The 26,189-nt window shown below is 67.4% G+C and carries 26 protein-coding genes; 7 read left to right on the plus strand and 19 right to left on the minus strand.

Annotated elements, in window-relative coordinates:
- The first annotated feature begins 27 nt into the window (after positions 1 to 27).
- A complete protein-coding gene (gene gyrB, locus IFT54_RS02290; RefSeq protein WP_031440465.1) occupies positions 28 to 2,559 on the plus strand; it encodes a DNA topoisomerase (ATP-hydrolyzing) subunit B in 2,532 nt (843 codons plus the stop codon).
- 51 nt (positions 2,560 to 2,610) lie between these two features.
- Here the strand turns inward: gyrB and IFT54_RS02295 are convergent, their stop codons facing one another.
- The 5 genes from IFT54_RS02295 to IFT54_RS02315 form a co-directional block, all read right to left on the minus strand.
- Positions 2,611 to 3,672, minus strand: coding sequence for a LuxR C-terminal-related transcriptional regulator (locus IFT54_RS02295; protein ID WP_192069443.1), 1,062 nt, complete (start codon positions 3,670 to 3,672; stop codon positions 2,611 to 2,613).
- Between the two features lie 114 nt (positions 3,673 to 3,786).
- Complete coding sequence (locus IFT54_RS02300) at positions 3,787 to 4,245, minus strand: Csu type fimbrial protein (protein WP_192069444.1); 459 nt, start codon at positions 4,243 to 4,245, stop codon at positions 3,787 to 3,789.
- Positions 4,233 to 6,587 (minus strand): fimbria/pilus outer membrane usher protein, encoded by a 2,355-nt coding sequence (locus IFT54_RS02305; protein WP_192069445.1) that lies wholly within the window; start codon positions 6,585 to 6,587, stop codon positions 4,233 to 4,235. Before IFT54_RS02305 ends, IFT54_RS02300 begins: the two co-directional genes overlap by 13 nt.
- Complete coding sequence (locus IFT54_RS02310) at positions 6,547 to 7,236, minus strand: fimbrial biogenesis chaperone (RefSeq protein WP_192069446.1); 690 nt, start codon at positions 7,234 to 7,236, stop codon at positions 6,547 to 6,549. The genes IFT54_RS02305 and IFT54_RS02310 overlap by 41 nt, the downstream gene beginning before the upstream one ends.
- 66 nt (positions 7,237 to 7,302) lie before the next feature.
- On the minus strand, positions 7,303 to 7,824 hold the full coding sequence (locus tag IFT54_RS02315) for a Csu type fimbrial protein (RefSeq protein WP_183936065.1): 522 nt from the start codon (positions 7,822 to 7,824) through the stop codon (positions 7,303 to 7,305).
- 495 nt (positions 7,825 to 8,319) lie between these two features.
- Here IFT54_RS02315 and msrB point away from each other — a divergent pair, with 495 nt between their 5' ends.
- Entirely contained in the window at positions 8,320 to 8,772 is a 453-nt protein-coding gene (gene msrB, locus IFT54_RS02320; protein WP_031440471.1) for a peptide-methionine (R)-S-oxide reductase MsrB, read from the plus strand.
- Between the two features lie 40 nt (positions 8,773 to 8,812).
- Here msrB and IFT54_RS02325 read toward each other — a convergent pair whose 3' ends face one another.
- From IFT54_RS02325 to IFT54_RS02375, 11 genes are all read right to left on the minus strand, one after another.
- On the minus strand, positions 8,813 to 9,238 hold the full coding sequence (locus IFT54_RS02325) for an organic hydroperoxide resistance protein (RefSeq protein ID WP_192069447.1): 426 nt from the start codon (positions 9,236 to 9,238) through the stop codon (positions 8,813 to 8,815).
- 111 nt (positions 9,239 to 9,349) lie between these two features.
- Entirely contained in the window at positions 9,350 to 10,381 is a 1,032-nt protein-coding gene (locus IFT54_RS02330; RefSeq protein WP_192069448.1) for a sensor histidine kinase, read from the minus strand.
- A complete protein-coding gene (locus tag IFT54_RS02335) occupies positions 10,382 to 10,825 on the minus strand; it encodes a response regulator (protein WP_183936068.1) in 444 nt (147 codons plus the stop codon).
- Positions 10,822 to 12,330, minus strand: a complete 1,509-nt coding sequence (locus tag IFT54_RS02340; protein ID WP_192069449.1) for a sensor histidine kinase — start codon at positions 12,328 to 12,330, stop codon at positions 10,822 to 10,824. The genes IFT54_RS02335 and IFT54_RS02340 overlap by 4 nt, the downstream gene beginning before the upstream one ends.
- Positions 12,331 to 12,515: 185 nt before the next feature.
- Positions 12,516 to 12,758, minus strand: a complete 243-nt coding sequence (locus IFT54_RS02345) for a hypothetical protein (RefSeq protein WP_031394821.1) — start codon at positions 12,756 to 12,758, stop codon at positions 12,516 to 12,518.
- Between the two features lie 357 nt (positions 12,759 to 13,115).
- On the minus strand, positions 13,116 to 13,361 hold the full coding sequence (locus IFT54_RS02350) for a hypothetical protein (RefSeq protein WP_166746465.1): 246 nt from the start codon (positions 13,359 to 13,361) through the stop codon (positions 13,116 to 13,118).
- Positions 13,362 to 13,471: 110 nt separating this feature from the next.
- Positions 13,472 to 14,212 (minus strand): exonuclease domain-containing protein, encoded by a 741-nt coding sequence (locus IFT54_RS02355; RefSeq protein ID WP_031394823.1) that lies wholly within the window; start codon positions 14,210 to 14,212, stop codon positions 13,472 to 13,474.
- 66 nt (positions 14,213 to 14,278) lie between these two features.
- Complete coding sequence (locus IFT54_RS02360) at positions 14,279 to 14,734, minus strand: PH domain-containing protein (RefSeq protein ID WP_031440476.1); 456 nt, start codon at positions 14,732 to 14,734, stop codon at positions 14,279 to 14,281.
- A 67-nt stretch (positions 14,735 to 14,801) separates the two neighbouring features.
- Positions 14,802 to 16,169 (minus strand): phosphoglucomutase/phosphomannomutase PgmG, encoded by a 1,368-nt coding sequence (pgmG, locus tag IFT54_RS02365; protein ID WP_192069450.1) that lies wholly within the window; start codon positions 16,167 to 16,169, stop codon positions 14,802 to 14,804.
- 16 nt (positions 16,170 to 16,185) lie between these two features.
- Complete coding sequence (locus IFT54_RS02370) at positions 16,186 to 16,440, minus strand: J domain-containing protein (protein ID WP_192069451.1); 255 nt, start codon at positions 16,438 to 16,440, stop codon at positions 16,186 to 16,188.
- Between the two features lie 34 nt (positions 16,441 to 16,474).
- Positions 16,475 to 17,329 (minus strand): division plane positioning ATPase MipZ, encoded by an 855-nt coding sequence (locus IFT54_RS02375; RefSeq protein WP_243845586.1) that lies wholly within the window; start codon positions 17,327 to 17,329, stop codon positions 16,475 to 16,477.
- 75 nt (positions 17,330 to 17,404) lie between these two features.
- Between IFT54_RS02375 and panC the strand changes: the two genes are divergently transcribed.
- Together panC and IFT54_RS02385 are read left to right on the plus strand one after the other, a co-directional pair.
- Positions 17,405 to 18,253 carry a pantoate--beta-alanine ligase gene (gene panC / locus IFT54_RS02380; RefSeq protein WP_192069452.1) on the plus strand — a complete coding sequence of 283 codons (849 nt, stop codon included), beginning with the start codon at positions 17,405 to 17,407 and terminating at the stop codon, positions 18,251 to 18,253.
- Between the two features lie 80 nt (positions 18,254 to 18,333).
- Entirely contained in the window at positions 18,334 to 18,630 is a 297-nt protein-coding gene (locus IFT54_RS02385) for a sel1 repeat family protein (protein ID WP_192069453.1), read from the plus strand.
- 44 nt (positions 18,631 to 18,674) lie between these two features.
- Here IFT54_RS02385 and topA read toward each other — a convergent pair whose 3' ends face one another.
- Positions 18,675 to 21,311, minus strand: a complete 2,637-nt coding sequence (gene topA, locus IFT54_RS02390; RefSeq protein ID WP_192069454.1) for a type I DNA topoisomerase — start codon at positions 21,309 to 21,311, stop codon at positions 18,675 to 18,677.
- 413 nt (positions 21,312 to 21,724) lie between these two features.
- On the opposite strand from topA, the gene IFT54_RS02395 reads away from it, so the two are divergent.
- Positions 21,725 to 21,991, plus strand: a complete 267-nt coding sequence (locus IFT54_RS02395) for a hypothetical protein (RefSeq protein WP_192069455.1) — start codon at positions 21,725 to 21,727, stop codon at positions 21,989 to 21,991.
- Here IFT54_RS02395 and dprA read toward each other — a convergent pair.
- Together dprA and plsY are read right to left on the minus strand one after the other, a co-directional pair.
- Complete coding sequence (dprA, locus tag IFT54_RS02400; protein WP_192069690.1) at positions 21,960 to 23,096, minus strand: DNA-processing protein DprA; 1,137 nt, start codon at positions 23,094 to 23,096, stop codon at positions 21,960 to 21,962. The two genes, IFT54_RS02395 and dprA, sit on opposite strands and share 32 nt — an antisense overlap.
- A complete protein-coding gene (gene plsY, locus IFT54_RS02405; RefSeq protein WP_244648476.1) occupies positions 23,089 to 23,706 on the minus strand; it encodes a glycerol-3-phosphate 1-O-acyltransferase PlsY in 618 nt (205 codons plus the stop codon). Before plsY ends, dprA begins: the two co-directional genes overlap by 8 nt.
- Before the next feature lie 281 nt (positions 23,707 to 23,987).
- On the opposite strand from plsY, the gene murI reads away from it, so the two are divergent.
- Positions 23,988 to 24,782 (plus strand): glutamate racemase, encoded by a 795-nt coding sequence (murI, locus tag IFT54_RS02410; protein ID WP_192069457.1) that lies wholly within the window; start codon positions 23,988 to 23,990, stop codon positions 24,780 to 24,782.
- Positions 24,783 to 24,918: 136 nt separating this feature from the next.
- Entirely contained in the window at positions 24,919 to 26,181 is a 1,263-nt protein-coding gene (gene hemA, locus IFT54_RS02415; protein WP_192069458.1) for a 5-aminolevulinate synthase, read from the plus strand.
- Positions 26,182 to 26,189: the final 8 nt, after the last annotated feature.

Genomic DNA, 26,189 nt, shown 5'->3' on the forward strand with positions numbered 1-26,189 from the left:
CGGGCGTGCGATGCCTATATGCTGGGCATGGCATCCAACCCTGAATCCAACAATCCCAACCTGCCCAACCAGGGCGACTATGGCGCAGACTCGATCAAGGTCCTCAAGGGCCTCGACGCGGTCCGCAAGCGCCCCGGCATGTATATCGGCGACACCGACGACGGGTCGGGCCTCCACCACATGGTGTTCGAGGTCAGCGACAACGCGATCGACGAGGCGCTTGCCGGGCATTGCGACCGGATCGACATCGTCCTGAACGCCGACGGTTCGGTCAGCGTCACCGACAATGGCCGCGGCATCCCGACCGGCATCCATACCGAGGAAGGCGTGTCCGCAGCCGAGGTCATCATGACCCAGCTCCACGCCGGCGGTAAGTTCGAGAACACCAGTGACGAGAACGCCTATAAGGTCTCGGGTGGCCTGCACGGCGTCGGCGTCTCGGTCGTCAACGCGCTCAGCGAATGGCTTGACCTGACGATCTGGCGCGACGGCAAGGAGCATTACATGCGCTTCGCGTTCGGCGACGCGGTGCTCCCGCTCAAGATCGTCGGCGACGCGGCCGAGGGCCAGAAGGGCACGCGCGTCACCTTCTTCCCGTCGCCCGCGACCTTCAAGATCACCGATTTCGACTTCGACAAGCTCGAACATCGCTACCGCGAGCTTGCCTTCCTCAATTCGGGCGTGCGCCTGTTCCTGACCGACGCGCGCCACGAGGAACTGAAGACCGTCGAGCTCTATTACGAGGGCGGGATTGCCGCGTTCGTGAAGTATCTCGATCGCGCCAAGCTGCCGCTGATGCCCGAGCCGGTCGCGATTTCGGGTACGCGCGACGACGTCACGATGGACGTCGCGCTCCAGTGGAACGACTCTTATTACGAGAACGTCCTCGCCTTCACGAACAACATCCCGCAGCGCGACGGCGGCACGCACATGGCCGCGTTCCGCGCCGCGCTGACCCGCACGCTCAACAATTATGCCGAGAAGTCGGGCCTGTTGAAGAAGGAAAAGGTTCAGCTCACCGGCGAGGACATGCGCGAGGGTCTCACCGCGATCGTCTCGGTCAAGCTGCCCGATCCGAAGTTCAGCAGCCAGACCAAGGACAAGCTCGTCTCGTCCGAGGTCCGCCAGCCCTTGGAAAGCCTGATGGCCGACAAGATGGCCGAATGGCTCGAAGAGAACCCCGCGCACGGCAAGGCGATCGTCGCCAAGATCATCGACGCCGCCGCCGCGCGCGAAGCCGCCAAGCGCGCGCGCGAACTGACGCGCCGCAAGGGCGTGATGGACATCGCCTCGCTGCCCGGCAAGCTCGCCGACTGCCAGGAGCGCGATCCCGCCAAGTCCGAGCTGTTCCTGGTCGAGGGTGACTCGGCAGGCGGTTCGGCCAAGCAGGGCCGCGACCGCCATTTCCAGGCGATCCTCCCGTTGCGCGGCAAGATCCTGAACACCGAGCGCGCGCGCGAGGATCGCATGTTGTCGAGCCGCGAGATCGGCACGCTCATCACCGCGATGGGCACCGGCATCCGCGACGACTTCAACGCGGACAAGCTGCGCTACCACAAGATCGTCATCATGACCGACGCAGACGTCGATGGCGCGCACATCCGCACGCTGTTGCTGACGCTGTTCTACCGCCACATGCCCAAGATCATCGAGGGCGGCTATCTCTACATTGCGCAGCCGCCGCTCTACAAGGCGACCAAGGGCCGGTCCGAAATGTACCTGAAGGACGATGCCGCGCTCGACGAATATCTGGTCGATGCAGGCGTCGGGTCGATGGTCCTTGAAGGGCCCGGTGGCGCCCGTTCGGGTCGCGACCTGAAGGATCTGGTCGATCACGCGCGGCGGATGCGCACGCTGATGCGCTACGTCCCCAAGCGCTATGACGCGGGCATGATCGAGGCGCTGGCGCTGGGCGGCGTGTTCGATCCCGAGGCGTCGGTCGCGGACCGCACGTCGCGGCTTGAGATCGTCACGCGTCGCCTCGAACTCGACGACGGCGATGCGCGCTGGACCGCCGAGCTGACGCAGGATGGCGGCATCCATTTCCAGCGCGCGTGGCGCGGGGTGACCGATCACCACATCATCGAGGCGAGCTTCCTCGTCTCGGCCGAGGCGCGCAAGCTGCACGCTTTGTCGGCCGAGCAGTCGGACAGCTATGCGCGCACCTCGAACCTCGTCCCCGCGAGCAAGGCGGCGCACGCCGACGAGCCCGAGGCGGAGGACGCCGCAGAGACTGGTGCCGGCGTGATCGGGTCCGCCACCGCGGTCGCAACGCGCGGCTCGACGCAGGTGTCGCGCCCGAGCCATTTGCTCGACGCGATCCTCGCCGCCGGCCGCAAGGGTCTCGCGATCCAGCGCTACAAGGGGCTGGGCGAGATGAACGCGGAACAGCTGTGGGAAACCACGCTCGATCCGTCGGTCCGCTCGATGCTGCGCGTCACCGCGGTCAATGCCGAGAGCGCGAACGAGATATTCACGCAGCTGATGGGCGAAGTCGTCGAACCGCGGCGTGAGTTCATCCAGGACAACGCGCTCAACGTCGCCAATCTCGACGTCTAGGACGCGCCGCCTGGCCGGACCGACGCGCAGGGATCGTCCGATCCGGGTGCGTCAGTCCGGTTTGACAAGGCGTGGTGCGTCGGTCTTGCGGATGATCGCGCCGAAATGCGTCTGGCCGTCCTCGCGCCACATCGACAGCGACAGGGTGACGGCCAGTTTCGACCCGCCGCGGTGCGTCGCTTCGAGGGTGACGGTCGTCCCGACCAGATGTGCCGCGCCGCGGGCCGCGAGTTGCTGCAGGCTCAGGGCATTACCCCGTTCTCGCGGATCGATGATGGCGATCGTCTGACCCAGCGCTTGGTCGGTGCTGAAACCGAACAGCGTCTCGCACGCCGCGTTCCAGACGATGATCCGGCCGTCATGATCCGCACATAGAATGCCATCGGGAGAGGTCGCGGCGAAATTGTCGAAGCGGGACCGGCCCGGGTCGGGCAGCTGTGGCACGTGGTCCGCCAGTGGCGACCCCTCACGCAGGCTGCGCGCGAGTTCGGGCGTGTCGAGCCAGCGTTCGCGGGGCGCAAGCCCGCCGTCGACCGCAACATAGACCATCTCCGCCACGCTGCTGACGTTCAGCTTGCGCAGCGCCTGTGCGCGATGCCCCTCGACCGTGCGCGGGCTGATCGCCATCGCCTGCGCGATCGCCTTGTTCGTCTGGCCGACGATCATCGCGCGCACGACATTGCGCTCGCGCTCGGTCAGCAGGTCGAGACGCGCGCGCGCCGCGCCGCGCTGCGCCGTCCAGTTCACCAGCGTCGCGACCCGTTCGAACGCGCGGTCCAGCGCGGCCGCCAGCGTTTCGGGCTTGAGCGGCATGTCGAGCACCTCGGTCGCGCCTAGTTTCATCGCCTCGACGGTGACCGTCGCATCGGTCCGCGCCGTGATCGCGATCGCCGGCCAGCGGATGTCGCGCAGCGCCAGCGCGGAGAGCAGCCCCAGGCCATGCGCCGGCGGCGTCCGCAGCTCGATCAGGATCGGCGCGGGCTTGAGCGTCGGCAATTGCTCGAGGAACAGGTCGGCATGGGCAAAGGGCCAGACCGTGATGCCCGACGGCTTCAGACAGGCCTGCAGATGCCGTCGCGTGCCGCTGTCGTCGTCGATGACGTATAGGATCATGGCTGCTCCGGTCGGTGGCGGTGCCAGGGGCCCGAAAAGGGTGCCGCGGCCGGGACGATGAAATTCGGCGTTACACGGTAAAGTTTAAGAGTTCGAGGGGGCTGTCGCGGGCGTTCAATAGGTGATGCTGACCCAGAGGATGTCGCTGTAGGATCCCGGCTTCAGCTGCGTCTGGCGGGCCGGCGCACGGGCATAGACGGGAATCGCGGTGCTGGTGGCGACCGCGGTGCTGCTGACGGTGCTGCTGCCATTGGTGCCGTCGCCCCAGACCCGGGAGTGCGCAGGATCGACATAGAGATTGTAGAGCAGCGCCTGGGCGCCGCCGGTCATGGTCCGCGCGCCATAGTCGCCATTGCCCGGGCCGATCGCGATGACGACGCTGGTCTCGACGTCGCAGCTGATCGCGATGCTGGTGACGGCATCCTGTGGCGCCGATGCGAACGGATCATAGCGGCCCAGACTCAGTTGCTGCGGACTGACGCTGCAACTGGCAGCCGCTGCCGGCGCCGCGGTCGCGAGTAGCGCGAAGACAAACGCGGCGGTGATCGCGCTGCGACCGATCATGAGGTGCATGTGAAGGTTCCCAGATCGGGTTGGGTCTGTCCGGCAGGGACAAAGTCGAAGGCGAACGCACACCCGCCGCCGGCAAAGGTGGCGGACACGCGATTGCGCGTGGCCAGCCCGGTCAGATAGGCGTCGCCGCCGGGCGCCAGCAGAAAGGCTTCGCCCGCGCCGTTCAGGTGAAGCACGGTGCCGGCGGGAAGCGGGTTGCCGTCCGCACCGACCACCCGGAGCCGCGCATCGCTTGCCGCGCGTGCGCCGAACCGTACCGCGACGCCGCTGCGATCATAGGGCCGCACCGTACGCTTGGTCTCGTCGATGATCGCGTCGAGCGGCAGGTCCTCGGCCTCGATCCGGATATGATTGTCCTGAAACGGCAGCAGCCGCGGGATGACCAGCACACCCGCAGCGTTCGTCCGGCCGACCAGCTGGTTGTCCGAATAGACGCGGACATTGGCGTAGGGGCCGACGCGCACGGTCCCGAAGCTCTGCTCGATCCGACGCGCGGCGAATACCGCGCCATCGACCGTCGCGACCGATCCGACCAGCTGCAGCCGCCCGCCCGACGCCCCGTTCAGCCGGGTCACCTGCGCATCGATACGGCCGATGCCGCTCTGGGCATTGACCTCTGCATCAAGCCGCTCGATCGCCCCAGTTTCCGCCTGCAGCCGGTATCCGACGCCGTCGCCATAAGGGAGGTTGCGTTGCAGCGTCGTCGTCGCGCCGAGTTCGCCGTCGCGCAACTGCACGCCGGCGGTGGCGCTCGTCCGCTGGCCGAACGGGACGGTGAGGCGGAACTGCACCGTCGTGTCGCGCGCACCGGCAAAGCTCCGGCTCGCATTGAGGCTGAGCGCGCCGATCCGACGGAGCCGCATCGACGCATTGGCATTGCCCGACAGAATATCGCCGCGCTGGTCGCGGCTGCGGCGCCACAGGAGAGAAGCGGTGACCGATCCATAGGGCGTGGGCGTGCCGATAAAGCCGGTCACCGTGCTGCGCGCGCGCCGATAGGCGGTCGAATCGCCGACCGTCGCATAGTCGGCGGTGGTGATCTCGCCATTGCCGCCCAGCGACAGGCCGCGCGTCTGGCGTTCGAACCCGATCCCGAACAGGCCACCGCCGCCCCGGTCCGAATGGCTGCCCGCGGCCGAGAGCGAGAAGATCCCGACCGCGGGCCACAAGGCGCTGACCTGCATGCTGGTCGCCTGCATCTTGCGGGTGGTTTCGCCATGCGCCTCGACCGTCAGCCGCTCGGTCACGCCATAGCGATGCGTCGCCGACAGGATCGGCGTGCCATAGTCGAAGCTCGCCCGCGTGAAATTGCGCCGCAACACGCCGATCTCGTACGAGAAATCATGCAGGCCCCGGCGCAGGATCTGCGGCGCGGCATAATAGGATTGCGTCACCCGCGTCTCGCGACCCAGCGCATCGCGCACCACCAGCTGGATATCGCCGCTGCCATTGACCACCGGGACGTCGGTCAGCGCGAACGGTCCGGACGCGACGCTCTGGCGGTTCTGGAGGATGTTGTTGACATAAAGGTCGACGACCGAGGGAACGGCGGCGCTGCCGTTCAGCGTCGGCAGCGCCATCGTCAGATAGCCCGGCTGCGTCGCGAAATTCGTCGCGAGCTGAAGGCCCGCGAACCGCAGCGCACCGGTCCCGGTGCTGCCGCGCGTCACGCCATCGCCGATCCGCAGCGATCGCAGCCGCGCCGGGTCGTCGATCGTCCAGTTGGTATCCAGCCTGACGAGGCTGCGTCGCCCGTCGCCACTGTTCCCCGTGCCGGCGATGAAGCCCGTCCCCATCGTCCCCGCGCCGCTGAACGCGCCCAGCTCGAACAGGCCGTCGAGCGAGGACGCGCCTGACGCGGTCTGTGCGGACAGGTCGTAATTGAGGAAGCCGCCGATCCCGCTGCGCGTCATCGGCCCGTCGGTCCGGCCCGACAGCAGCGCGCTCGACGGCATGAACAATGCCGCCGGCGCGGTGATCGACAATGTCTGCGTCGCATCGTCGAGGCCGGCGACAAGCCCTTCCGCCGTGTCGAGCCGAAGATAGGTCTCGCCCTCGAACAGCCGCGTGTCGTCCGCTTTCAGCACCAGCCGCCAGGCGAGCGCCGCGTCTCCGGTGACGTACAGCGCATCCGCATCGTACAGCACCCAGACCGGATCGGGCTGATCGATGCCGTTAATCCGGATCGCAAGCAACGCCAGACGCAGGTCCGCCGGCGCCGCAGCCTGCCCCGCAGCCGGGATGGGCGCGGGGTCGGCAGCGATGCCGGGCGAACCCGCGGCCAGAAGCACGATTGCCAGACTAGCGCGCGGCCAGATTCGCCGTGACTTCGTGCTCGCCATCGGCGGTGCGGATCGCGAGCGTCAGCGGCGTCCCGGTCGTGAGTTCGGGGTGCTTGCCGATCTCCCATTGGCGCATGCTCTGCGGCAGGACGACGCCCATCGCGTTGCTCAACACGGTCGATGTGCCGCCCGTCCCCGTCCCCGTCCGATGTGCGATGCCGGTGACCTGCGCGATGGCGCCGCCGGTGTTGCGCGCCTCGAGCACGATGTCGCCGGCCGGACGCCGCCAGGCGGTCCAGGCGACGGCGGCCTTGGCGGCCGGATCGGCGACGATATAGAGCGGCAGGTTCAGTTTGACCGCGATGCGCACGCCGTTCGCTGTCGCCGGCCCGGGGATCTCCTGCAGCATCACGCGATAGGCGGCATTGGGCAGGCGGTTCCGCACACCGATGCGGACGAGTTGCGGCGCCCGCGTCGCGGCGGTGAAGATGGGGGGCGACGCGATCAGGTCGTCGGTCGGCGTATAGACGTCCTTGCCGTCGACCTGGGTCCAGCGAAAGGCGGACACCCGGATCGATACCGGTACATCCTCGCCATTGGTGATGGTCAGCGATCCGACCGGGCGGTTGGCGGGCAGGGTGAGCGTGACCGGGCTGACGCGGAAGTTGCTCGCGACCGCATCGCCGGGCAGGGCGATGGCGGCGGCCATGCAAAGACCGGCCGCCGTGAGGCGACCGGTCTGCAAGAGGCTTATAAAGCGCATTGCTTGAAGAGCTTAGTAGTTAACCGTGACCTGGACGAGATCCGCATAGGTTCCTGCTGGTATGCCCGTCTGGCCAAGCGGGATGCTGCCGGCCAGCACGATCGGCACAACGACGCCGGTGCCGGTGCCGATGATCGGCGAGGTGCCGCCCGTGCCATCACCCCATGGGCTGGTCGCGGTGTTGTCGTTGTACAGGACGTAGTTCAGCGGCAGGCCGCCCCCGGCGGTCGAGGTCATCCCGCGCAAGGCCATCGTTGCGCCGGTGCCCGTGCCGACATCGGCCGTCGCGGTCCAGGCCGTGCCACTGGTGCACATGACGTCCAGACCACCGGTGCCCGCATGCGCGGCGCCATCGGTCACATCGGCGCCGCCGAACTGCAGGGCGGTCGAGGTGACCACGCAGCTCTCGGTGACTTCAGCGTTGGCGGCGATCGTCGTGCCGGTGGTCTGCGCCGATGCCGGAAGGCCGACGAAAGCGGTCAGGCCGAGCGCGGACGCCAGCGCGAATTGGACGCGCATGTTGTTGATAGCCATTGGTAATTCCCAGGACTGGGCGCAGCAGGACATACCTTGCGCCACTCATGTCGAGCCGTATCTGTCATCAAGAGGCTTCTTGAAAACATGCCGCCTCATCGATGCAGTTCTACGCCAATGGCATTGCGAAGACCTGAACAAATGTACAATATTTACCACGTAGATCTACGTGGACATGCATGGTCTTGACTTGGAATCGTCGTCGATCATTGCCGTACGTCATGACGCATCATGGTAAACGGAATGAGTTTCGATGGTTAATACTAGATGAAAGACTGAATGATGGCAAGGCGTGCCGTGCGCAGGGGCGCCACATGCCCCGGGATTGCGACGATCGCGGCCCGGGCAACGGCCCATCAGGCTAACCATCACTGTCGCGTGGCCATTCCTATAGCGCCAACGCCCCCTATATCCCGTCGGCACCCTGCTGACCGGACGCAGCTTTCGCGCATCCCGGCCGGCCAACCGACGCGGATCGCCGCGTGAGAGGACAGCATGACAGAGTATAAGAAGACCGACGCCGCGCTCGCCAAGCTGACGCCCGAGCAATATTACGTCACGCAGGAAAGCGGCACCGAGCGGCCCGGGACGGGATCCTATCTCAACACCCGCGAACCCGGTCTCTATGTCGACATCGTATCGGGCGAGCCACTGTTCGCGTCGGCCGACAAGTTCGATTCGCACTGCGGCTGGCCGAGCTTCACCAAGCCGATCACCCCCGCGCATGTCGCCGAACTGCATGACCGCAGCCACGGCATGGTCCGCACCGAGGTCCGCTCGGCAGGCGCGGACAGCCATCTGGGGCATGTCTTCGAGGACGGGCCGCGCGACCGCGGCGGGCTGCGCTACTGCATCAACTCGGCCGCACTCCGCTTCGTCCCGCGCGACGCGATGGAAGCCGAGGGGTATGCGGACTATCTCGACCAGGTCGACGCCGCAGGGGCGTGACGGAACGGCCGGCCGCTCGCGCGGCCGGCCACCCCGTAGGTCAGGCGAGCGTCAGCCCGACATCGACATTGCCGCGCGTGGCGTTCGAATAGGGGCAGATCTGGTGCGCGGTATCGACCAGCTTCTGCGCCTGCTCGCGGTCGAGACCCGGCAGCGTGACGGTCAGATCGGTGGTGATGCCGAACCCGCCCGCACTGCGCGGACCGATGCCGACCTTGGCGGTCACCGACACATCGTCGGGCAGCTTCACCTTCAGCTGCTGTCCGGCGACCTTCAGCGCGCCGATGAAGCAGGCCGAATAGCCCGCCGCGAATAGCTGTTCCGGGTTGCTTCCGTTACCACCGGCGCCACCAAGCTCCTTGGGCGTCGACAGGGCCACCGCGAACCGGCCGTCCTCCGACCGTGCCTCACCGTCACGACCGCCAGTGGCGGTTGCCGTGGTGCTGTATTTCACATCGACCGACATGCTGAATCTCCTATTTGCTTATCGCGATAACTAAATAGGAGCGCGGGTCGGCGCTGTCCAGAGCCGCACGTGCGCGCCACCATCGACAATCCTGCTCGCAACTGACGGCGGTCAGCGCACCTCGGCGCGGAGCGTCGCGCGGACGCCGCGATGCGCGCGGTCATATTCGACGATCGAATGCAGGCTCTGCGCCATCGCGCGGATCAGCTTGGTGCCGAGCCCCGTACCGCGCGGGGTGGCATCGGCGGGCATGCCGCAGCCATCATCCTCCACCGCCAGCAGGAACTGGCCGTCATCGGTCTGCGACAGCGTCACGCGGACCTCGCCCGATCCCGCGGGATAGGCGTATTTACAGGCATTGGTGACGAGTTCCGTGACGATGACGCCCAGCGACACCGCCCGGTCGGTCGCCAGCCGGATCGGTTCGGCGACCAGCCGCAACGCGCGTGGCAGCGCCTCGCTCGACCAGGTCTCCGCCAGTTCGTCGACCAGCGCGCCGAGATATTCGCGCATGTCGACGCTCTCGACATCGTTGCTCGTATACAGGCGGCGATGGACCTGCGCGATCGCCTGGATCCGCCGCTGCGTATCCTCGAGCGCCTCGCGCGCGGCCGGGTCGGTCAGCGCGCCGGCCTGCAGGCTGACCATCGCCGAGACCAGCTGCAGCGAATTGGCGACGCGGTGGTTCACCTCGCCGAGCAGCGCCTCGAGCCGCGCATTGGTCGCGCGCAGATCGGCCTCGGCGACGGCCTTGGCCTGTTGCAGCACCGATCGCGCGCCGACCTGTTCGAACGCCGCATCGAGCAGCTCGAAAAACTCCTCGCCGACGGTCTTCACGACATAGTCGGCCGCGCCCGCCTTCAGCGCGGCGACCGCGATCCGTCCCTCGTCTGACCCGGTGACATAGACGACCGGCGGCGCATCGGGCAGCGCGCGCAGCACGTTGAGCGTCTCGAGCCCGTCCATCCCGGGCATGTAATGATCGACCGCGATCAGGTCATACGCTTCGACGCGCGCCATCGCGATGCCGTCCGCGCCCGACTCGGCCAGCGTCATATGATACCCGCGACGCTCCATCGCGCGCCCGACCAGCCGCCGGATACCCGCATCGTCATCGATATAGAGAACGCGTTTGCCGGTCATTCAACTCTCGGCCGAGGGGACCTGGATCACCGACAGGAACAGGCCGAGCTGGCGGATCGCCTGGGCAAAGCTCTCATAATTCACCGGCTTGGTGATATAGACGTTGCAGCCGAGATCATAGCAGCGCTGGATCTCGACCTTGTCGTCGGTGGTCGTCAGCACGACGACGGGCGCGCGTCGGAGCGGGCTGCCCTCCGCCTTGATCCGGGCAAGGATGTCGGTGCCGCTCATGTCGGGCAGGTTGAGGTCGAGCAGGATCAGCGCGGGGCCGCTCTTCGCCGGACCATCGGCCGCATCGAACAGGAAGGCGAGCGCGGTCGTGCCATCGGTGAAATGGCGGATATCGTTGAGGATGCCCGCACGACGGATGTTCTTCTCGATAAGGCGCGCATGGCCCTCGTCGTCCTCGATCATCACGATGCCGACGGATTTGTGATCGTTCATGCCACGGGATCCTGTAACCTGAGGTCGAAGGGAAGGTTGAGCCGGAAGGTCGCGCCCTCGCCGAGCGTCGAGACCACGTCGATCGTCCCGCCCAGCCGATAGGCCAGCGCGCGGACATGCGCGAGGCCGATGCCCTCGCCGGGCTGATCCTGCGGCCCGGCACGCCGGAACAGGTCGAAGACGCGCTGGTGATCGCCCGGCGCGATCCCGCGGCCATTGTCGATGACCGACAGGATCACGCGGTTGCGCTCGCGCGTGCCGGCAAGCCGGATCACGCCCGGCCGTCCGGGCTGGAGATATTTGGTCGCATTCTCGATCAGGTTCGACAGGATCTGTTCGAGCGCGAGCCGGTCGGTGACGAGTGCGGGCAGCGGGCGGTCGATCGTGACGGTCGCGCCGCGATCGTCGATCAGATGCTGGATCGACGCGACGATCGCGTCCCCGACGGCGGCCGGGTCGACCGGTTCGGGGGTGATCGACCGCCGCCCCTCGCGCGACAGCTTCAGGATCGCGTTGATCAGCCGGTCCATCTTCTGCGTCGAGGCGCGGATGAAGCCGATCGCCTCGGGCAGATCCTCCCGCGCGGCGATCCGCGCCTCGGGCGTGACGATCTCCGGGGCGATCGCCTCCGCACGGTCGATCAGTGCGGCCAGCGGCGCGGCGGCCTCGGCCAGCTCCGCGGTAAAGCCCATCACGTTGACGAGCGGCGAGCGCAGGTCGTGGCTGACGATATAGGCGAAACGCTGGATCTCGTCATTCGCCCGGCTGAGATCCGCGGTCCGTTCGACCACCTGATCCTCGAGCGTCTCGTTGAGCAGGTGCAACCGGTCGCGCGACGCGCCGAGATCGGCGGTGTAGCGCTGGATCACCAGGATCGCGAGGATCGCCACGACGAGCAGCAGCAGCGCCGCGACGCCCGCTACCGACAGGAACAGCGCGTTTGAGCGTTGCTGGCGATCGCTGCGGATCTCGAGCAGGCGAACTTCCTCGGCAGCCATCGCCCGCAGCCGGTAGCGGATGCTGCGCATCAGCGGGACGCTCGCATCGACCGCGAACCGGCGTTGCGCCTCGCCGATCCGGCCCGCGTCGACCAGCGCGATCGACTGGGTCCGCAGGCTGCGCAACTGGCCCACCCGCGGTTCGATCAGGTCGAGCCGCGCGGTCTGGCGTGGATTGTCGTGGGTCGAGGAGCGCAGCGCCGTCAGCGCCGGCGCGAGCCGTTGGGCCGTCGTCTCATAGGCCGTCGAGAACAGGGGCAGGCCGGTGAGAAGATAGCCGCGCCGCGCGGTTTCCGACTGCTCCATCTCGACCTGCAACGTGGCGATCGCCTGGCGGACGTCCTGCGTATGGAGAATATCGGCGGTGTAGCGCGCGTTACGCACCGTGATCCAGCCGATCGCGACCGCGGCAGCGGCCAGCGCGACGAAGCCGAGCGTCATGAACGCGACCAGCCAGCGGGCGATGCGCCCTTCCGACTGGGGAAGTTTCAAGCTGATACGCGCCATATGCGACCCGTCTAGGATACCGCCTATCGTTACGCCAGCGATACTGACGGACGGCGGCCGGAGAGGGTGGATACCGGCGGCTGCGCGACGGCGATTGCGAGGATCGGGGCGTCTGGCCGCGCCGGATGGGCATCGACACCGGCCCGCCAGGGTGGGGCCGGCGCCAGCGCCGACCCCGTTATGTCTTAGTTGCTGTCGGAGTTGTTGTCGTCGTCGATCGCGAGATACAGTGCGCCGCCCACGGCGACGGCAGCGACGGCGACGATGACCAGACCGGCACCGGCAACCTTGTTCTTCTTGGCAGTCGGCGATGCCGCGCGCACCGACTTGGCGACCGACAGCGACGCTGCGGAATTTGCAGCAGCATTTGCCGCGACGGGCATGGCCGAGACGGCAACGGCAGCAGCCGTGAGAAGGATCTTACGCATGAGAACAACTCCGTAACTTTATGAGAAGAGCGCACAGTATAGGCGTTTGTATTAAAAATGAAGCAACGTTTAAACCGATCGGGGGCAATTATCGGTCGCCGACCGTGACCCTGGGGCAACAGTTTTCGGGTGCTGGCCTTGCCAACGCGGCGGTCGCCACTGTGCCGCATCGATCGCGGGATTGGCCGAGACCCGGAGATCGCAATCACGATCAATCGGGACGGCCATCAAGATCACGGATCATCATGACCCGGTGATATCGTCGTCATGGTTCGACTTTGGCAGGCCGTCTAACCAGCCCGACAAGGCGAGACCGCTGCCGTTCGAGCGGATGACATCGCTACGCCGTCCGTTTGCTCAGTTGCTGTCCGAATCATCGTCGTCGCTCGTGACGAGCAGAATGGCGCCGCCCACGATGACAACCGTTGCCAGCAGGGGGACGATCAGGCTCGGACCGGCAAGCTTGGTCTTCCTGACGGTCTGCGTCGATACACGCACCGACTTGGCGACAGACAATGGCGCCGCTGCGTTGGTGGCTGCATTCGCGGTGGCCGGCATCGTAGCGATTGCAAATGCTGCAGCCGTGATGATGAACTTGCGCATGAAGGGGTCTCCACTTCACCGAAGGAGACACGATCATAGTTCAATTCACGAATAATATAAACGTGCGCAATGTTTTGGTACGTATTATATGTATCCGCCGCGAAGTCGCGCTAAAGCAACAGTTCCTGCGCGCTCGCCTTGCCGACACGGCCGCCACCACTGCGCCGATCCATCTCGTGATTGGCGGTGAAGCGGATATCGGGATCGCGATCGGTCAGGAACGCCATCAGGGTCTCGTGATCCAGTTCGGACCATTCCTTGCCGCGGTCGGGACCATAGCGCACGCGCGGGATGAGCCCGGGATCGCGCGACCATTCGATCAGTTGCGCCAGGCTCGCCTCGTTGAGCATGTCGCGCAGATGGAAGGCGGTGACATAGGCGTCGGGAAAGGCACGATGCGCGGGCAGGCCGCGCTCATGCTCCATCCCCGCGGGCTTGCGCCAATAGCGCAGCACCTGGTTCGAAAAGCTCGGCGAATCGGGCCACAGCCGCAGCGCGCATTTCCACGTGCAGATCCATTCCGCGTCACGGGTCAGCGCGGGAGTACAGAATTTCTGTTCGAAATCGGCGCGGTGCGCGGCCAGCGCGAGCCGCCGCGGCCAGGGATCGAGCACTTGGCGCGCGCAATCATGCCACCAGGGCGCATCGGCGACATGCTCGTCGAGAATATGGTGGATCGCCTGGGTCACCGGCGGGATCAGCCGGCCCGGATTGACGAGCAGGCTGCCGCCCTCGCCGTAAATCTCCCAGCGTCCGTCCTCGCCCAGCGCGACGTCCTGCCAGCCGATCTCGCACACGCCGTGCGCGGGGGGAGCCGATCCGGTGGTCTCGAGGTCGATGACCCGGATCATCTGCGGTTGGGGCTTGGGCTTTGCATAAGATGGCGCCATGACCGCCATGTGGGGACAAAAGCGCGGCTAATCCAGCGCGTATGCACCGTCGCGGTCGATATCTACCTCGCGCACGCCGCGCCGCTGGCGCGCACGGTCGACGAGCGTGCGCAGCCCTTCGCGCCGGTCGCGCGCCATCGGCACGTCGCGCAGGACGAATTCGCCGCCGCCAGTCGTGCGGTCGGTCGACGTCAGCACGATCGTGCCGATGTCGGTCATCTGGTTGAGCAGCGAATAGCCGAGCCGGACGTCCTTGATCCGGTAGAGCTCGATCTCGTCGATCGTCTTGAACAGGATGCCGCGCTTCACGATCAGCCGCTGGTCGGTGATCTCGAAGGTCGTGCTCCGGTTCCGGAGCCAGCGCAGCCCGATCAGCACGAAACCCACGCCGACCAGGCAGGTCAGCAGCGTTCCCCAGCCGGCAAAGCTGCCGAGCAGCCAGCGGCGCGTGCTGGACCGGAATTCGTCGATGGGTCGCTCCACGCGGCACTCCTTGGGATGATGGCGGAGGGTAGGGTAGCGCGGCCCCGAGTCAATCGCGGCACGCGGATCAGGCTCGCGTCACCCCGCAGGCCGCGAGGTGCGCATCGACCGCGGCGAGCAGGCTGGCAAGCGCGTCGTCGGTGCGTGCCTCGGCGCGCACCGTCAGCATCGCCTGCGTGTTCGACGCGCGCAGCAGCCACCAGCCATCGGGCGTGGTGACGCGCGCGCCGTCGGTCAGGTCGACCACCGCGCCATCGCGCGCCAGCCGTGCGACGACCGCGTCCACCACCGCGAACTTCTCCGCGTCGTCGACCGGGAAGCGCAGATCGGGCGTCGCGACCAGCGCCGGCATCGCATCGTGCAGCGCGGTCAGCGATTGTCCCGACAGATGCACCGCGCGAATGAGGCGGACCGCGGCATAGGCGGCGTCGTCGAACCCGTAATAGTCGCCGGCGAAGAACAGGTGCCCGCTCAGCTCGCCGCCGAGCGGGGCGCCGGTGCGCGTCATCGCGGTCTTCATCAAGCTGTGCCCGGTCGGCGCCATCACCGCCTCGCCGCCAAGCGTGGTGATCCGGTCGAACAGCGCCTGGGACGACTTCACGTCCGCGACGATCGCTGCGCCGGGATGCTCGCGCAGTGCAGGCTCGACCAAGATGGACAGGATCTGATCCCCCCAGATAACCCGCCCCAGCGCGTCGACCGCACCGATCCGGTCGCCATCGCCGTCAAAGGCCAGTCCGAAGTCGAGGTTGTTTTTCGTGACGAGCCGTTTCAGATCGGCAAGGTTCGATTCTTCGGTAGGATCTGGATGATGATTGGGAAAATTGCCGTCGACTTCGGCGAAGATCACATGATGCTCACCCGGGAGGAGCTTGACCAGCGCCTCGATCACCGGGCCCGCGGCGCCGTTGCCGGTATCCCATCCAATCCTGTAGGCGCCGCCGGCATAGCCCGCCATCAGCCGGCCGACATAGGCGTCGCGCAGGTCGACGGTGGTGACCATACCGGCGCCTTCGCTCCACGCGCCCGACGCGGCAAGCGCGGCAAGATCCTGGATGTCGTCACCGAAAAATGGGGCGTGACGCAATACCATCTTGAAGCCGTTATACTCGGCGGGATTATGGCTGCCGGTTACGTGGATGCCGCCATCCACTTCTAGCGTCGCCTCGGCATAATAGAGCATCGGCGACGGGCCGAGACCGATCCGGACGACGTCGACGCCGCCCGCGACCAGCCCGGCGACCAGCGCCGCCTCGAGCGCGGGGGAGGACAGGCGGCCGTCATAGCCGACCGCCACGCGGGTGCCGCCGATGCCGCGCACGCGCGTCGCGAACCCCCGGCCGATCGCGGTGGCGTCCGCAGGGCCAAGGCTTTTGCCGACGATCCCGCGAACGTCATATTCGCGCAGCGCGCTGGGGTCGAACTGATGCGTCATACGTCTCTGTGTCGGCTTATCGCGTGCGTTTGAGCAGCAGGTCGCGCGCGGCGTTCACCCGCCGCGTCAGGTCGGTCGAGCCGCCGCGGTCGGGATGGACCGAGGCGATCAGCCGCCGGTGCGCGCTGCGGACCGCGTCCGCATCCGCGTGTGCGTCGATCCCCAGGATCGCGCGCGCTTCCGCTTCGTCGGTCACCACGCGCTGTTTCGGCTTGGGGCGCAGATACCGCCAGGCCAGCCAGATCAGCAGTGCGGTGGCGATCCACGTCACGCCGCGGCCCTGCGGCGGACAGTGGTGCGGTCCGTCATGCAGCGACATCCGACACGGGGCCGGGCGACGACGGCGTAGCGGCGCGCGGCGCGGTTTCGGCAACCAGCTCGGGCAGCTGCAGCGCCGCCATCATCTCGCGCAGTTCCTGGCGCGCGGCGACGTGTGCCAGCCCCATGCCGCCGAATTCCTTCGCATCGATCATCGTCAGCCCGGCGGGGAACATCTCGCGGTAGATGACGCGCTCGCCGAGCCCCGGGATGATCCGGAATCCGACCCGCTTCGACAGCTGGACCAGCGCATCCGAGACGCGGCGCATGTTGCGCGCCTCGATATGCTGGAGGCGGTTGCGCAGCACGACCCAGTCGATCGTCGTCCCGTCCGCGCGGGCACGCTGCTTGCGCGCGTCCCAGATCAGCTCGGAATAGAAACTCGGCCGCGTCACCTGGAAGGTTTCGGGATCGACCTGCCCGATCAGGTCGAAATCGACGAAGCTGTCGTTCATCGGCGTGACCAGCGTGTTCGACAGCGCGGCGGCGGTGCGCGCAAACGGATCGTCGCGGCCGGGCGTGTCGACGACGAGGAAATCCGAGTCCGCGCACAGCGAATGCCACAGATCCTCGAACTGGTCCTCGGTCTGCGCCGACAGCGTCGCGTGACGCGGCATTGGCAGCGCGGAGCCGGTGCGCTTGATCGTCTCGGCGCGGTTGTCGAGATAGCGGCCGACGGTGCGCTGGCGGTGGTCGAGGTCGAGACAGGCGACGCGCGCGCCCCTGGCGGCCAGCGCGATCGCGACATGGACCGCGGTCGTCGATTTGCCCGTGCCGCCCTTCTCGTTGGCGAACACGATGACGTGCGTCGAAGCGTGAGGGGAATCCGGGCCCGTGGCCAACGCGCGTTTCCTTATTGATCGTGAGTGACGCCCTTCATAGAAGCCGCGACCGTACTTATCGAGTGGGAGTTTCACGTGGACACCGTCAGGGACCTGAATATGCTGCGCGAAAGCGTCGCCGCGTTCCGCGCGGCCGGCCAGCGCGTCGCGCTCGTCCCGACGATGGGGGCGCTCCACGCCGGCCATGTCGCGCTGATCGAGGCGGCGAAACGCCCGGGAACGAAGGTCCTCGCGTCGATCTTCGTGAACCCCAAACAGTTCGGCCCGAACGAGGATCTCGCGCGCTATCCGCGGCGCGAGATGGCGGACATCAGGCTGCTGACCGAGGTCGGTTGCGACCTGCTCTGGGCGCCGGGCGTCGAGGTCATGTATCCCGACGGCTTTGCCACCAATGTCAGCGTCGCCGGGGTGAGCGAGGGCTTTGACGGGGCCGCGCGTCCCGGCCATTTCGACGGCGTCGCGACGGTCGTTGCCAAGCTGTTCAACCAGGTCGGCGCGGATGCCGCCTATTTCGGTGAAAAGGACTTCCAGCAGCTCGCTGTCATCCGCCGGATGGTCACCGATCTCGACTTCGCGATCGAGATCGTCGGCGTGCCGACGCAGCGCGACGATGACGGCCTCGCCATGTCGTCGCGCAACATCTATCTCGATGACGACCAGCGCCGGCAGGCGGTCGCGCTGCCGCGGGCGCTCGGCGTCGCCGCGCGCGCGATCGCCCGCGGCGAGGATGTCGCCGCCGTGCTCGACGACGCCCGGACCGCACTGGTCGGCGCGGGCTTCGCGATCGACTATGTCGCGCTCGCCGATGCCGAGACTCTCGTCGAGCAAACGGGGGAACAGCCCGGCGCGGGCCGCCCGCGGCGCCTGCTCGCGGCGGCGCGGATGGGCACGACCCGGCTGATCGACAATATCGCGGTCGACTAGGCAATCCTACGGAATGCCCCGTTAACCATTGTGCAGGCCGAGTCGGTCCAGTCTGTCGGCAAGAACAGCGGGGACCGACAATGGCTGGCAGGCTCAAGACCAAGAATTTCCTGATCGAACGGCGCCTCGCCGATGCCGCGCGCGGCGACGGGCGGGCCTGTTACGAACTCGGGATGGTGTATTCGACCGGCACCGCGGGCGTCGTGCTCGACCTGATCGAGGCGCATAAATGGTTCAACCTGGCGGCGGTGTCGGGCAATCACGCGGCGCAGGAATGCCGCGCACAGATCGCCGAGGACATGAGCCCGCGCGAAATCGCGGTGGCGCAGCGCGCCGCGCGCGACTGGATGCAGTTGACGCAGCGCCGCGCGGCGTAAGCCTTCTGTCTGTATCCTCCCCCTGACGGGGGAGGATCAGGGCGTTATTCGGCTGCGGCCTTCTTCTTGGGCGCTGCCTTTTTCGCAGGCGCCTTCTTGGCCGGCGCCTTCTTCGCCGGTGCCTTCTTCACAGTCGCCGCCTTCGCCTCCCCGTCCTTGGCCGCCGCGGCCTTGGCCGGTGCCTTCTTCGCCGCGGGCTTCTTGGCGGGCGCCTTCTTCTTCTTCGTCGCAGGCGCCGCCGCGGCTCGCGCGTCGATCAGCGAGGCCGCTTCCTCCAGCGTCAGCTGGTCCTTCTCGATCGACTTGGGCAGGGTCGCATTGGTCGTGCCGTCGGTGACATAGGGGCCGTAACGCCCCTCCATCAGCTTGATCTCCGCCTCGGTGCGCGGATGGTTGCCCAGAACCTTCAGCGGCGCCTGCGCCCCGCGCGCGGTGCGTCCACCGCCAGCCGCCGCTTCGGCCAGCTTCACGACCGCCGCGTTCATGCCCGTCTCGAACACGTCCGCCGTGGTGGTGAGACGCGCATATTTGCCCTGATGCTTCAGATACGGCCCGAACTTGCCGATCGTCGCGATGATTGGCTCGCCGGTCTCGGGGTGGTTGCCGACCGTCCGCGGGAGCGAGAGCAGCTTGACCGCCCATTCGAGGTTGAGCTCGCCGATATCCTTCGGGATCGACGCCATCTTGCGATCCTCGCCCTCGCCGATCTGCAGATACGGGCCGAAGCGTCCCGACTTGCGCTCGATCGGCTGGCCGGTGTCGGGATGCGTGCCCAGCGTCGACGGACCCGCATCCGCCTCAGCGTCACCGCCGGGCTGCGCGAAGCGGCGCGTATATTTGCACTCGGGATAGTTGGAGCAGGCGATGAACGCGCCGAACTTGCCGCCGCGCAGCGCGAGCTGCCCCTCGCCGCAATTCGGGCAGAGCCGCGGATCGCCGCCGTCCGCCTTGGCGGGGAACAGGTAGGGCGCGAGGAAGGTGTCGAGTTCGGCGGTGATCGCGCTGGGCTGCTGCTCCATCACTTCGGACGTGCGCGGCTTGAAATCACGCCAGAACGCGTCGAGCACCGACTGCCACTGCGCGCGGCCGCCCGAGACGTCGTCGAGTTCCTCCTCGAGCTCGGCGGTGTAGTCGTAGCCGACATATTTCTCGAAGAAGCGCTCGAGGAACGCCGTCACGAGGCGCCCGGACTCCTCGGCGAAGAAGCGGTTCTTCTCGATCCGGACGTACGCGCGGTCCTTCAGCGTCTTGATGATCGAGGCGTAGGTCGACGGGCGCCCGATGCCGAGCTCCTCCATCCGCTTGACGAGGCTGGCCTCCGAGAAGCGCGGCGGCGGCTGCGTGAAGTGCTGCTCAGCATCGACCTTCTTCTTGGCGGGGGCATCGCCCTCCTTCATCCGCGGCAGGCGACGTGCGTCCTCGTCCTGCGTGTCGTCGGCGCCTTCCTCGTACAAGGCGAGATAGCCGGGGAAGAGCACGACCTGCCCTGTGGCGCGCAGGATGTTGCGCCCCGTGCCGTCGGCCATCTCGACCGTGGTGCGCTCCATCCGTGCCGACGCCATCTGGCTGGCAAGCGCGCGCTTGAAGATCAGGTCGTAGAGCCGCGCATGATCGCCGCCGCCGGCCTTGTCCTTGCCGAAATCGGTCGGACGGATCGCCTCATGCGCTTCCTGCGCGTTCTTCGCCTTCGACTGGTACTGGCGCGGCTTGTCGGGGACGTAGCTCGCGTCGAAGCGGTTCGCGACCGCGAGGCGTGCGGCTGAAATCGCGCTGCCGTCCATCTGCACGCCGTCGGTACGCATATAGGTGATCGCGCCGTCCTCGTAGAGGCCTTGCGCGATCCGCATCGTGTGATCGGCGGAGAAGCCGAGCTTGCGCGAGGCTTCCTGCTGGAGCGTCGACGTGGTGAACGGCGGCGGCGGGTTGCGCGTGGCGGGCTTGGTCTCGACCGACTGGACCGAGAAATTGCCGTCGAGCACCGCCTGTTTGGCGCGCAGCGCGTCGCCTTCGTTGCCGATCGACAGGCGGTCGAGCTTGTTGCCCTCGAACTGCGTCAGGCGCGCCTGGAAGGCGGTGCCGTCATGCTCCATCTCGGCGGTGACGGACCAATATTCCTGCGGCTTGAACACGTCGATCTCGCGCTCGCGCTGAACGATCAGGCGCAGCGAGACCGACTGGACGCGGCCGGCGGACTTGGCGCCGGGCAGCTTGCGCCACAGCACCGGCGAAAGCGTGAACCCGACGAGGTAATCGAGCGCACGGCGCGCGCGGTACGCATCGATCAGATCGTCGTCGAGCTCGCGCGGGTTCTTCATCGCCTCGGTGACGGTCGCCTTGGTGATCGCGTTGAAGGTGACGCGTTCGACCTCCTTCGGCAGTGCCTTGCGCGCGCGCAGTACCTCGCGGACGTGCCACGAAATCGCCTCGCCCTCGCGATCCGGATCGGTCGCGAGGATCAGGCGGTCGGCGGTCTTGGCGAGATCGGTGATCGCTTTCAGCTGCTTCGACTTGTCGGCGTAATTCTCCCACGTCATCGCGAACTGGTCGTCGGGATCCACCGAGCCGTCCTTGGGCGGCAGGTCGCGGACATGGCCGTAGCTGGCCAGCACGCGATAGTCGCTGCCGAGATACTTCTCGATGGTTTTGGCCTTGGCAGGCGATTCGACGATGACAAGCTGCATGGGGAAACCGGGATCCTTACGTGTACGCGTACGAGGGTGACGGCGTTCGGGTGGTGCCGTCAAGCAGGCGCTTGGTCGGCATGAGTGCGCCAGATAGGGCGCCGGCGCCCGTTTGTCAGAGGCAGGGCGGGCGCGGTGGCGGCATCGCGGTGCGCGATCGCGGGCGCGGATCGTGCAGGCCGGATGCCGTCCCCGCCCGGGACTGGTCGAAGTGATGTCGATAGAGCATATGCTGGATAGTTGATCCAAATCAGGTTAATTGTTGGTGTAAGATCGCATCGATCGGCGCTCATTTCGGCGGATTGCATGACATATCAGGGCCCTCTGCCACGCTGCGCCGCCCCCGACCGGGAAAGCGCGTCCTACCGCGCCACGGCGTCGATCACTGTCCGGGTGGATCCGGCGGGCGTCGCATGACCCCCGCGGCACTCGTCCTCGCGCAACGCAAATGCGCGGTGCTGGCGCGACGGATCGCAACGCTCCGGCGGGCCGCGCTGCGCACGACCACGCCGCTCCTGATCGAGGACGACCAGCGCGAGCTCGACGGATTGATCGCGACGATCGAGCGGGCCTGCGACGATGCGGACGCGCTCGCCCGGAAACAGCGTGCGGCGATCGCGCTGGCGCTGGCGACCACCGGCGGCGCGCCTAGCCGGCGGGCCCGGCCCAGATCAGGCTGACGCGCCCGCCCGCATGCCGTTCCAGCCGGCCGGCCAGTTCGAGTTCGAGCAGGATCAGCTGGACGATTGCTGGCGCCCGGTGCGACTGGCGGACGAGTTCGTCGATCCCGACGGGGACGGGGCCGAGCAGGTCGGCGACCGCGCACCGGTCGGCCTCGCTCGCATCGTCGAGATGCCCGCCGCCAGCGCCCCGCCCGGTATAGGCGTCGACGGGCGAGCGGACCGAGCGGCTGTCGAGCGGGCGGATCTGTTCGAGAATATCCGCGGCCGACTGGACCAGCGTCGCCCCCTCGCGGATCAGCAGATTGCACCCCTGCGCGCGCGGATCGAGCGGGCTGCCGGGCACCGCCATCACTTCGCGTCCCTGTTCGGCGGCGAGTCGCGCGGTGATCAGCGAGCCCGATTTGGGCACCGCCTCGACCACCACCGTCCCGATCGAGAGGCCTGCGATGATGCGGTTGCGCGACGGGAAGTTGCGTGCCTTGGGTTCGGTCCCGGGCGGCTGTTCGGCGAGCAACAGGCCGTGCGCGGCGATCGCGTCCTGCAGCGCGGCGTTGTCCGGCGGATAGGCGATGTCGATACCGCTCGCGATCACGCCGATCGTGCCGCCGGATCCGGTCCCCGTCCCGTTCTTCCCGAGCGCCCCGACATGCGCGGCAGTGTCGATCCCGCGGGCGACGCCCGACACCACCGTCGTGCCCGCCTCGGCGAGCGCATGCGCGAGTTCGCGCGCGAAGCGGCACGCGGCGGCAGAGGCGTTGCGCGCGCCGACCATCGCGATGCACGGCCGGGTCGCATGCGCGATGTCGCCGCGCAGGATCAGGACGGGCGGCGCAGTCTCGGTCTCGGCCAGCAGGCGGGGGTAATCGGGGTCGTCGACAAAGAGGTAGCGGGCGCCGAGCCGCGCCGTGGCAACCATTTCGCGGTCGACCAGCGTCCGGTCCGCGACCCGCGGGACGCGCCCGCCGCCACGTGCGGCCAGCGTCGGCAGTGCGTCGATCGCGGCCTGCGCGCTGCCGAACCGCGCGATCAGCTGGCGATAGTTGACCGGTCCGATCCCGGTCGTACGGATGAGCCGCAGTCTGGCGACCGCGGTGTCAGCCACCGCGCGGCCGGTTGGTGCCACCGATCCGCGGCTCGGTCCCGGCGAGCAGCCGCTGGACGTTCTCGCGGTGCTTCCACCCGACGATCAGCGCGAGCGCGAGGAGCAGCAGGACCAGATCCGTGCGCCCGAACAGCGCGGCGGCGAGCGGTGCGCTGAACGCCGCGGCGATGCCCGCGACCGACGAAATCCGCAACGTGCCGAGCAGGCCTAGCCACACCGCCGCATAGACCAGCCCGAGCGGCCAGTGGAGCGCGACGACGATTCCCATCAGCGTCGCGACGCCCTTGCCGCCGCGGAACCGCAGCCAGACCGGGTAGCAATGGCCGATAAAGGCGCCGGCCGCCGCGAGCAGCGCGTTGCCGGGAAACAGATGCGCGACCAGCAGCACCGCGACCAGACCCTTGGCCATGTCGAGCAGCAGCGTCGCCGCGGCAAGGCCCTTGCGCCCGGTCCGCAGCACGTTGGTCGCGCCGATATTGCCCGATCCGATCGTCCGCAGATCGCCCGCGCCGCCCAGCCGCGTCAGGATGACGCCGAACGGGATCGACCCCAGCAGGTAGCTGAGCGCCAGCGACAGCGTCGGCGCGACCCAGAATATGTCCGTCTGCAAGAAAGCTCCCCCGTTCCGCCCCGCTATAAACGACCCGGGGCGGACGGCAAATGGCGCGACACCCATGCCGTCATCCTGACGAAAGTCAGGATCCAGAGCCACGCAGGACGACGCTCGCAACTCTGGATCCTGACTTTCGTCAGGATGACGGAAGAAGGGGGGCGGATACCGTACGGGCGCGGGCGGCGGAAGCGCCGTGCGGGCGACGGGCGACACCCCTGCCAACCTTCGGCCCTCCCCCCAGGCTGTCACCCGCCACCGATACCGCCTAAGGCGCGGTGATGGACGTTCGCCCCATCCTATTCTTCGATTCCGGCGTCGGCGGCTTGTCGATCGTCGGCCCCGCGCGCGCCGCCTTGCCGGACGCGCCGTTCGTCTATGCCGCCGACTCGGCCGGCTTTCCCTATGGCACCAAGAGCGAGGCGGAGATCGCCGCGCGCGTGCCGGTGCTGCTCGGGCGGCTGGCGGAGCGGTATCGGCCGCGGCTGATCGTGATCGCGTGCAACACCGCGTCGACGATCGCGCTGCCGGTGGTGCGCGCCGCGCTCGACCTGCCGGTGGTCGGCACGGTCCCCGCGATCAAGCCCGCCGCCGCGCTGTCGGTGACGCGGACGATCGGCGTGCTGGGGACCGAGGCGACGGTGCGCCAGGTCTATGTCGACGATCTCGCGGCGCGGTTCGCGGCCGACTGCACCGTCCTGCGCCACGGCTCGGCGGCGCTGGTCGAGATGGCGGAGGCCAAGCTCCACGGCCGCGCGGTCGCGCCCGATCGCTATGCCGCCGTCCTCGACGGCCTGTTCGCGCAAGCGGGCGGCGAGGCGATCGACGTGATCGTCAACGCCTGCACGCATTTTCCGCTGGTCGCTCCCGAGCTGGCCGCCGCCGCCGGGACGCGGGACATCCGCTTCGTCGATGGCGGCCCCGGCATCGCCCGCCGGATCGTCCACCTGATGCAGGGTCAGTCCTGGGCCGGTGCCGGCGCAGGGGTGGCGGTCTTCACGCGACTCGGTCCCGACGAACAGGCGCTCGCCCCCGCGATGGCCCGGCACGGGTTCACCCGGATGGAGCAGCTCTGACGCGCGGCTTGGGACAATATGCCCGCTTGCGTCAGGCGCGCAGCATGGCAATGTCCTACAAGGACGAGGAAAGCGATCACCGTAACAACGGTATTGCGCTGGATTAGACGGAAAGCGAGGCGTAGTGCCCCAGGTCATGATTACGGATGTCTCCACGACGGCCGACGGCATTGCGGGCCCACGAGTCGATTATTCGCGCGTCTTCACGCAGGCGATCGACCGCCTCCATGCCGAGGGCCGCTACCGCGTCTTCATCGATATCCTGCGCAACAAGGGCGCGTTTCCGAACGCGCGCTGCTTTGCCGGGCATAACGGTCCCAAGCCGATCACCGTCTGGTGTTCGAACGACTATCTCGCCATGGGCCAGCATCCCAAGGTGATCGCGGCGATGGAAGAGGCGCTGCACGATGTCGGTGCGGGCTCCGGCGGCACGCGCAACATCGGCGGCAACACGCATTACCATGTCGACCTCGAAGGCGAACTCGCCGACCTGCACGGCAAGGAAGCGGCGTTGCTGTTCACCAGCGGCTATGTCTCGAACGAGGCGACGCTGGCGACGCTCGCCAAGGTGCTGCCGGGCTGCATCATCTTTTCGGACGAGCTGAACCACGCGTCGATGATCGCGGGAATCCGCAATTCGGGCTGCGAGAAGCGCGTGTTCCGGCACAACGACCTCGCGCATCTCGAGGAGCTGCTCGCCGCCGAGGATCCAAGCGCGCCGAAGCTGATCGCGTTCGAGAGCGTCTATTCGATGGAAGGCGACATCGCGCCGATCTCGGCGATCTGCGATCTCGCCGATCGCTACAACGCGCTGACCTATTGCGACGAAGTCCATGCGGTCGGGATGTACGGCGCACGTGGCGGCGGCATTTCCGAACGCGATCAGGTCGCGCACCGAATCACGATCCTCGAGGGGACGCTCGGCAAGGCGTTCGGCGTGATGGGGGGCTATATCGCCGCCGATCGCACGATCGTCGACGTGATCCGAAGCTATGCGCCGGGGTTCATCTTCACGACGTCGCTGTCGCCCGTGCTCGTCGCGGGCGTGCTCGCCAGCGTCCGGCATCTGAAGGCGTCGAGCGTCGAGCGCGACGGGCAGCAGGCGTCGGCCGCGATGCTGAAGGCGATGCTGAAGGATGCCGGGCTGCCGGTGATGATCGGCGACACGCATATCGTGCCGCTGATGGTCGGCGATCCGGTCAAGGCGAAGAAGATCAGCGACGTGCTGCTCGCCGAATACGGCGTGTACGTCCAGCCGATCAACTATCCGACCGTGCCGCGCGGCACCGAGCGGCTGCGCTTCACGCCCGGCCCCGCGCATACCGAGGTGATGATGCGTGAGCTGACCGACGCGCTGGTCGAGATCTGGAGCCGTCTGGACCTGCGCAAGGCGGCCTGAGCCGGACC

Source organism: Sphingomonas sp. CFBP 13714, assembly GCF_014842205.1.
Classification (GTDB): Bacteria; Pseudomonadota; Alphaproteobacteria; order Sphingomonadales; family Sphingomonadaceae; genus Sphingomonas; species Sphingomonas aerolata.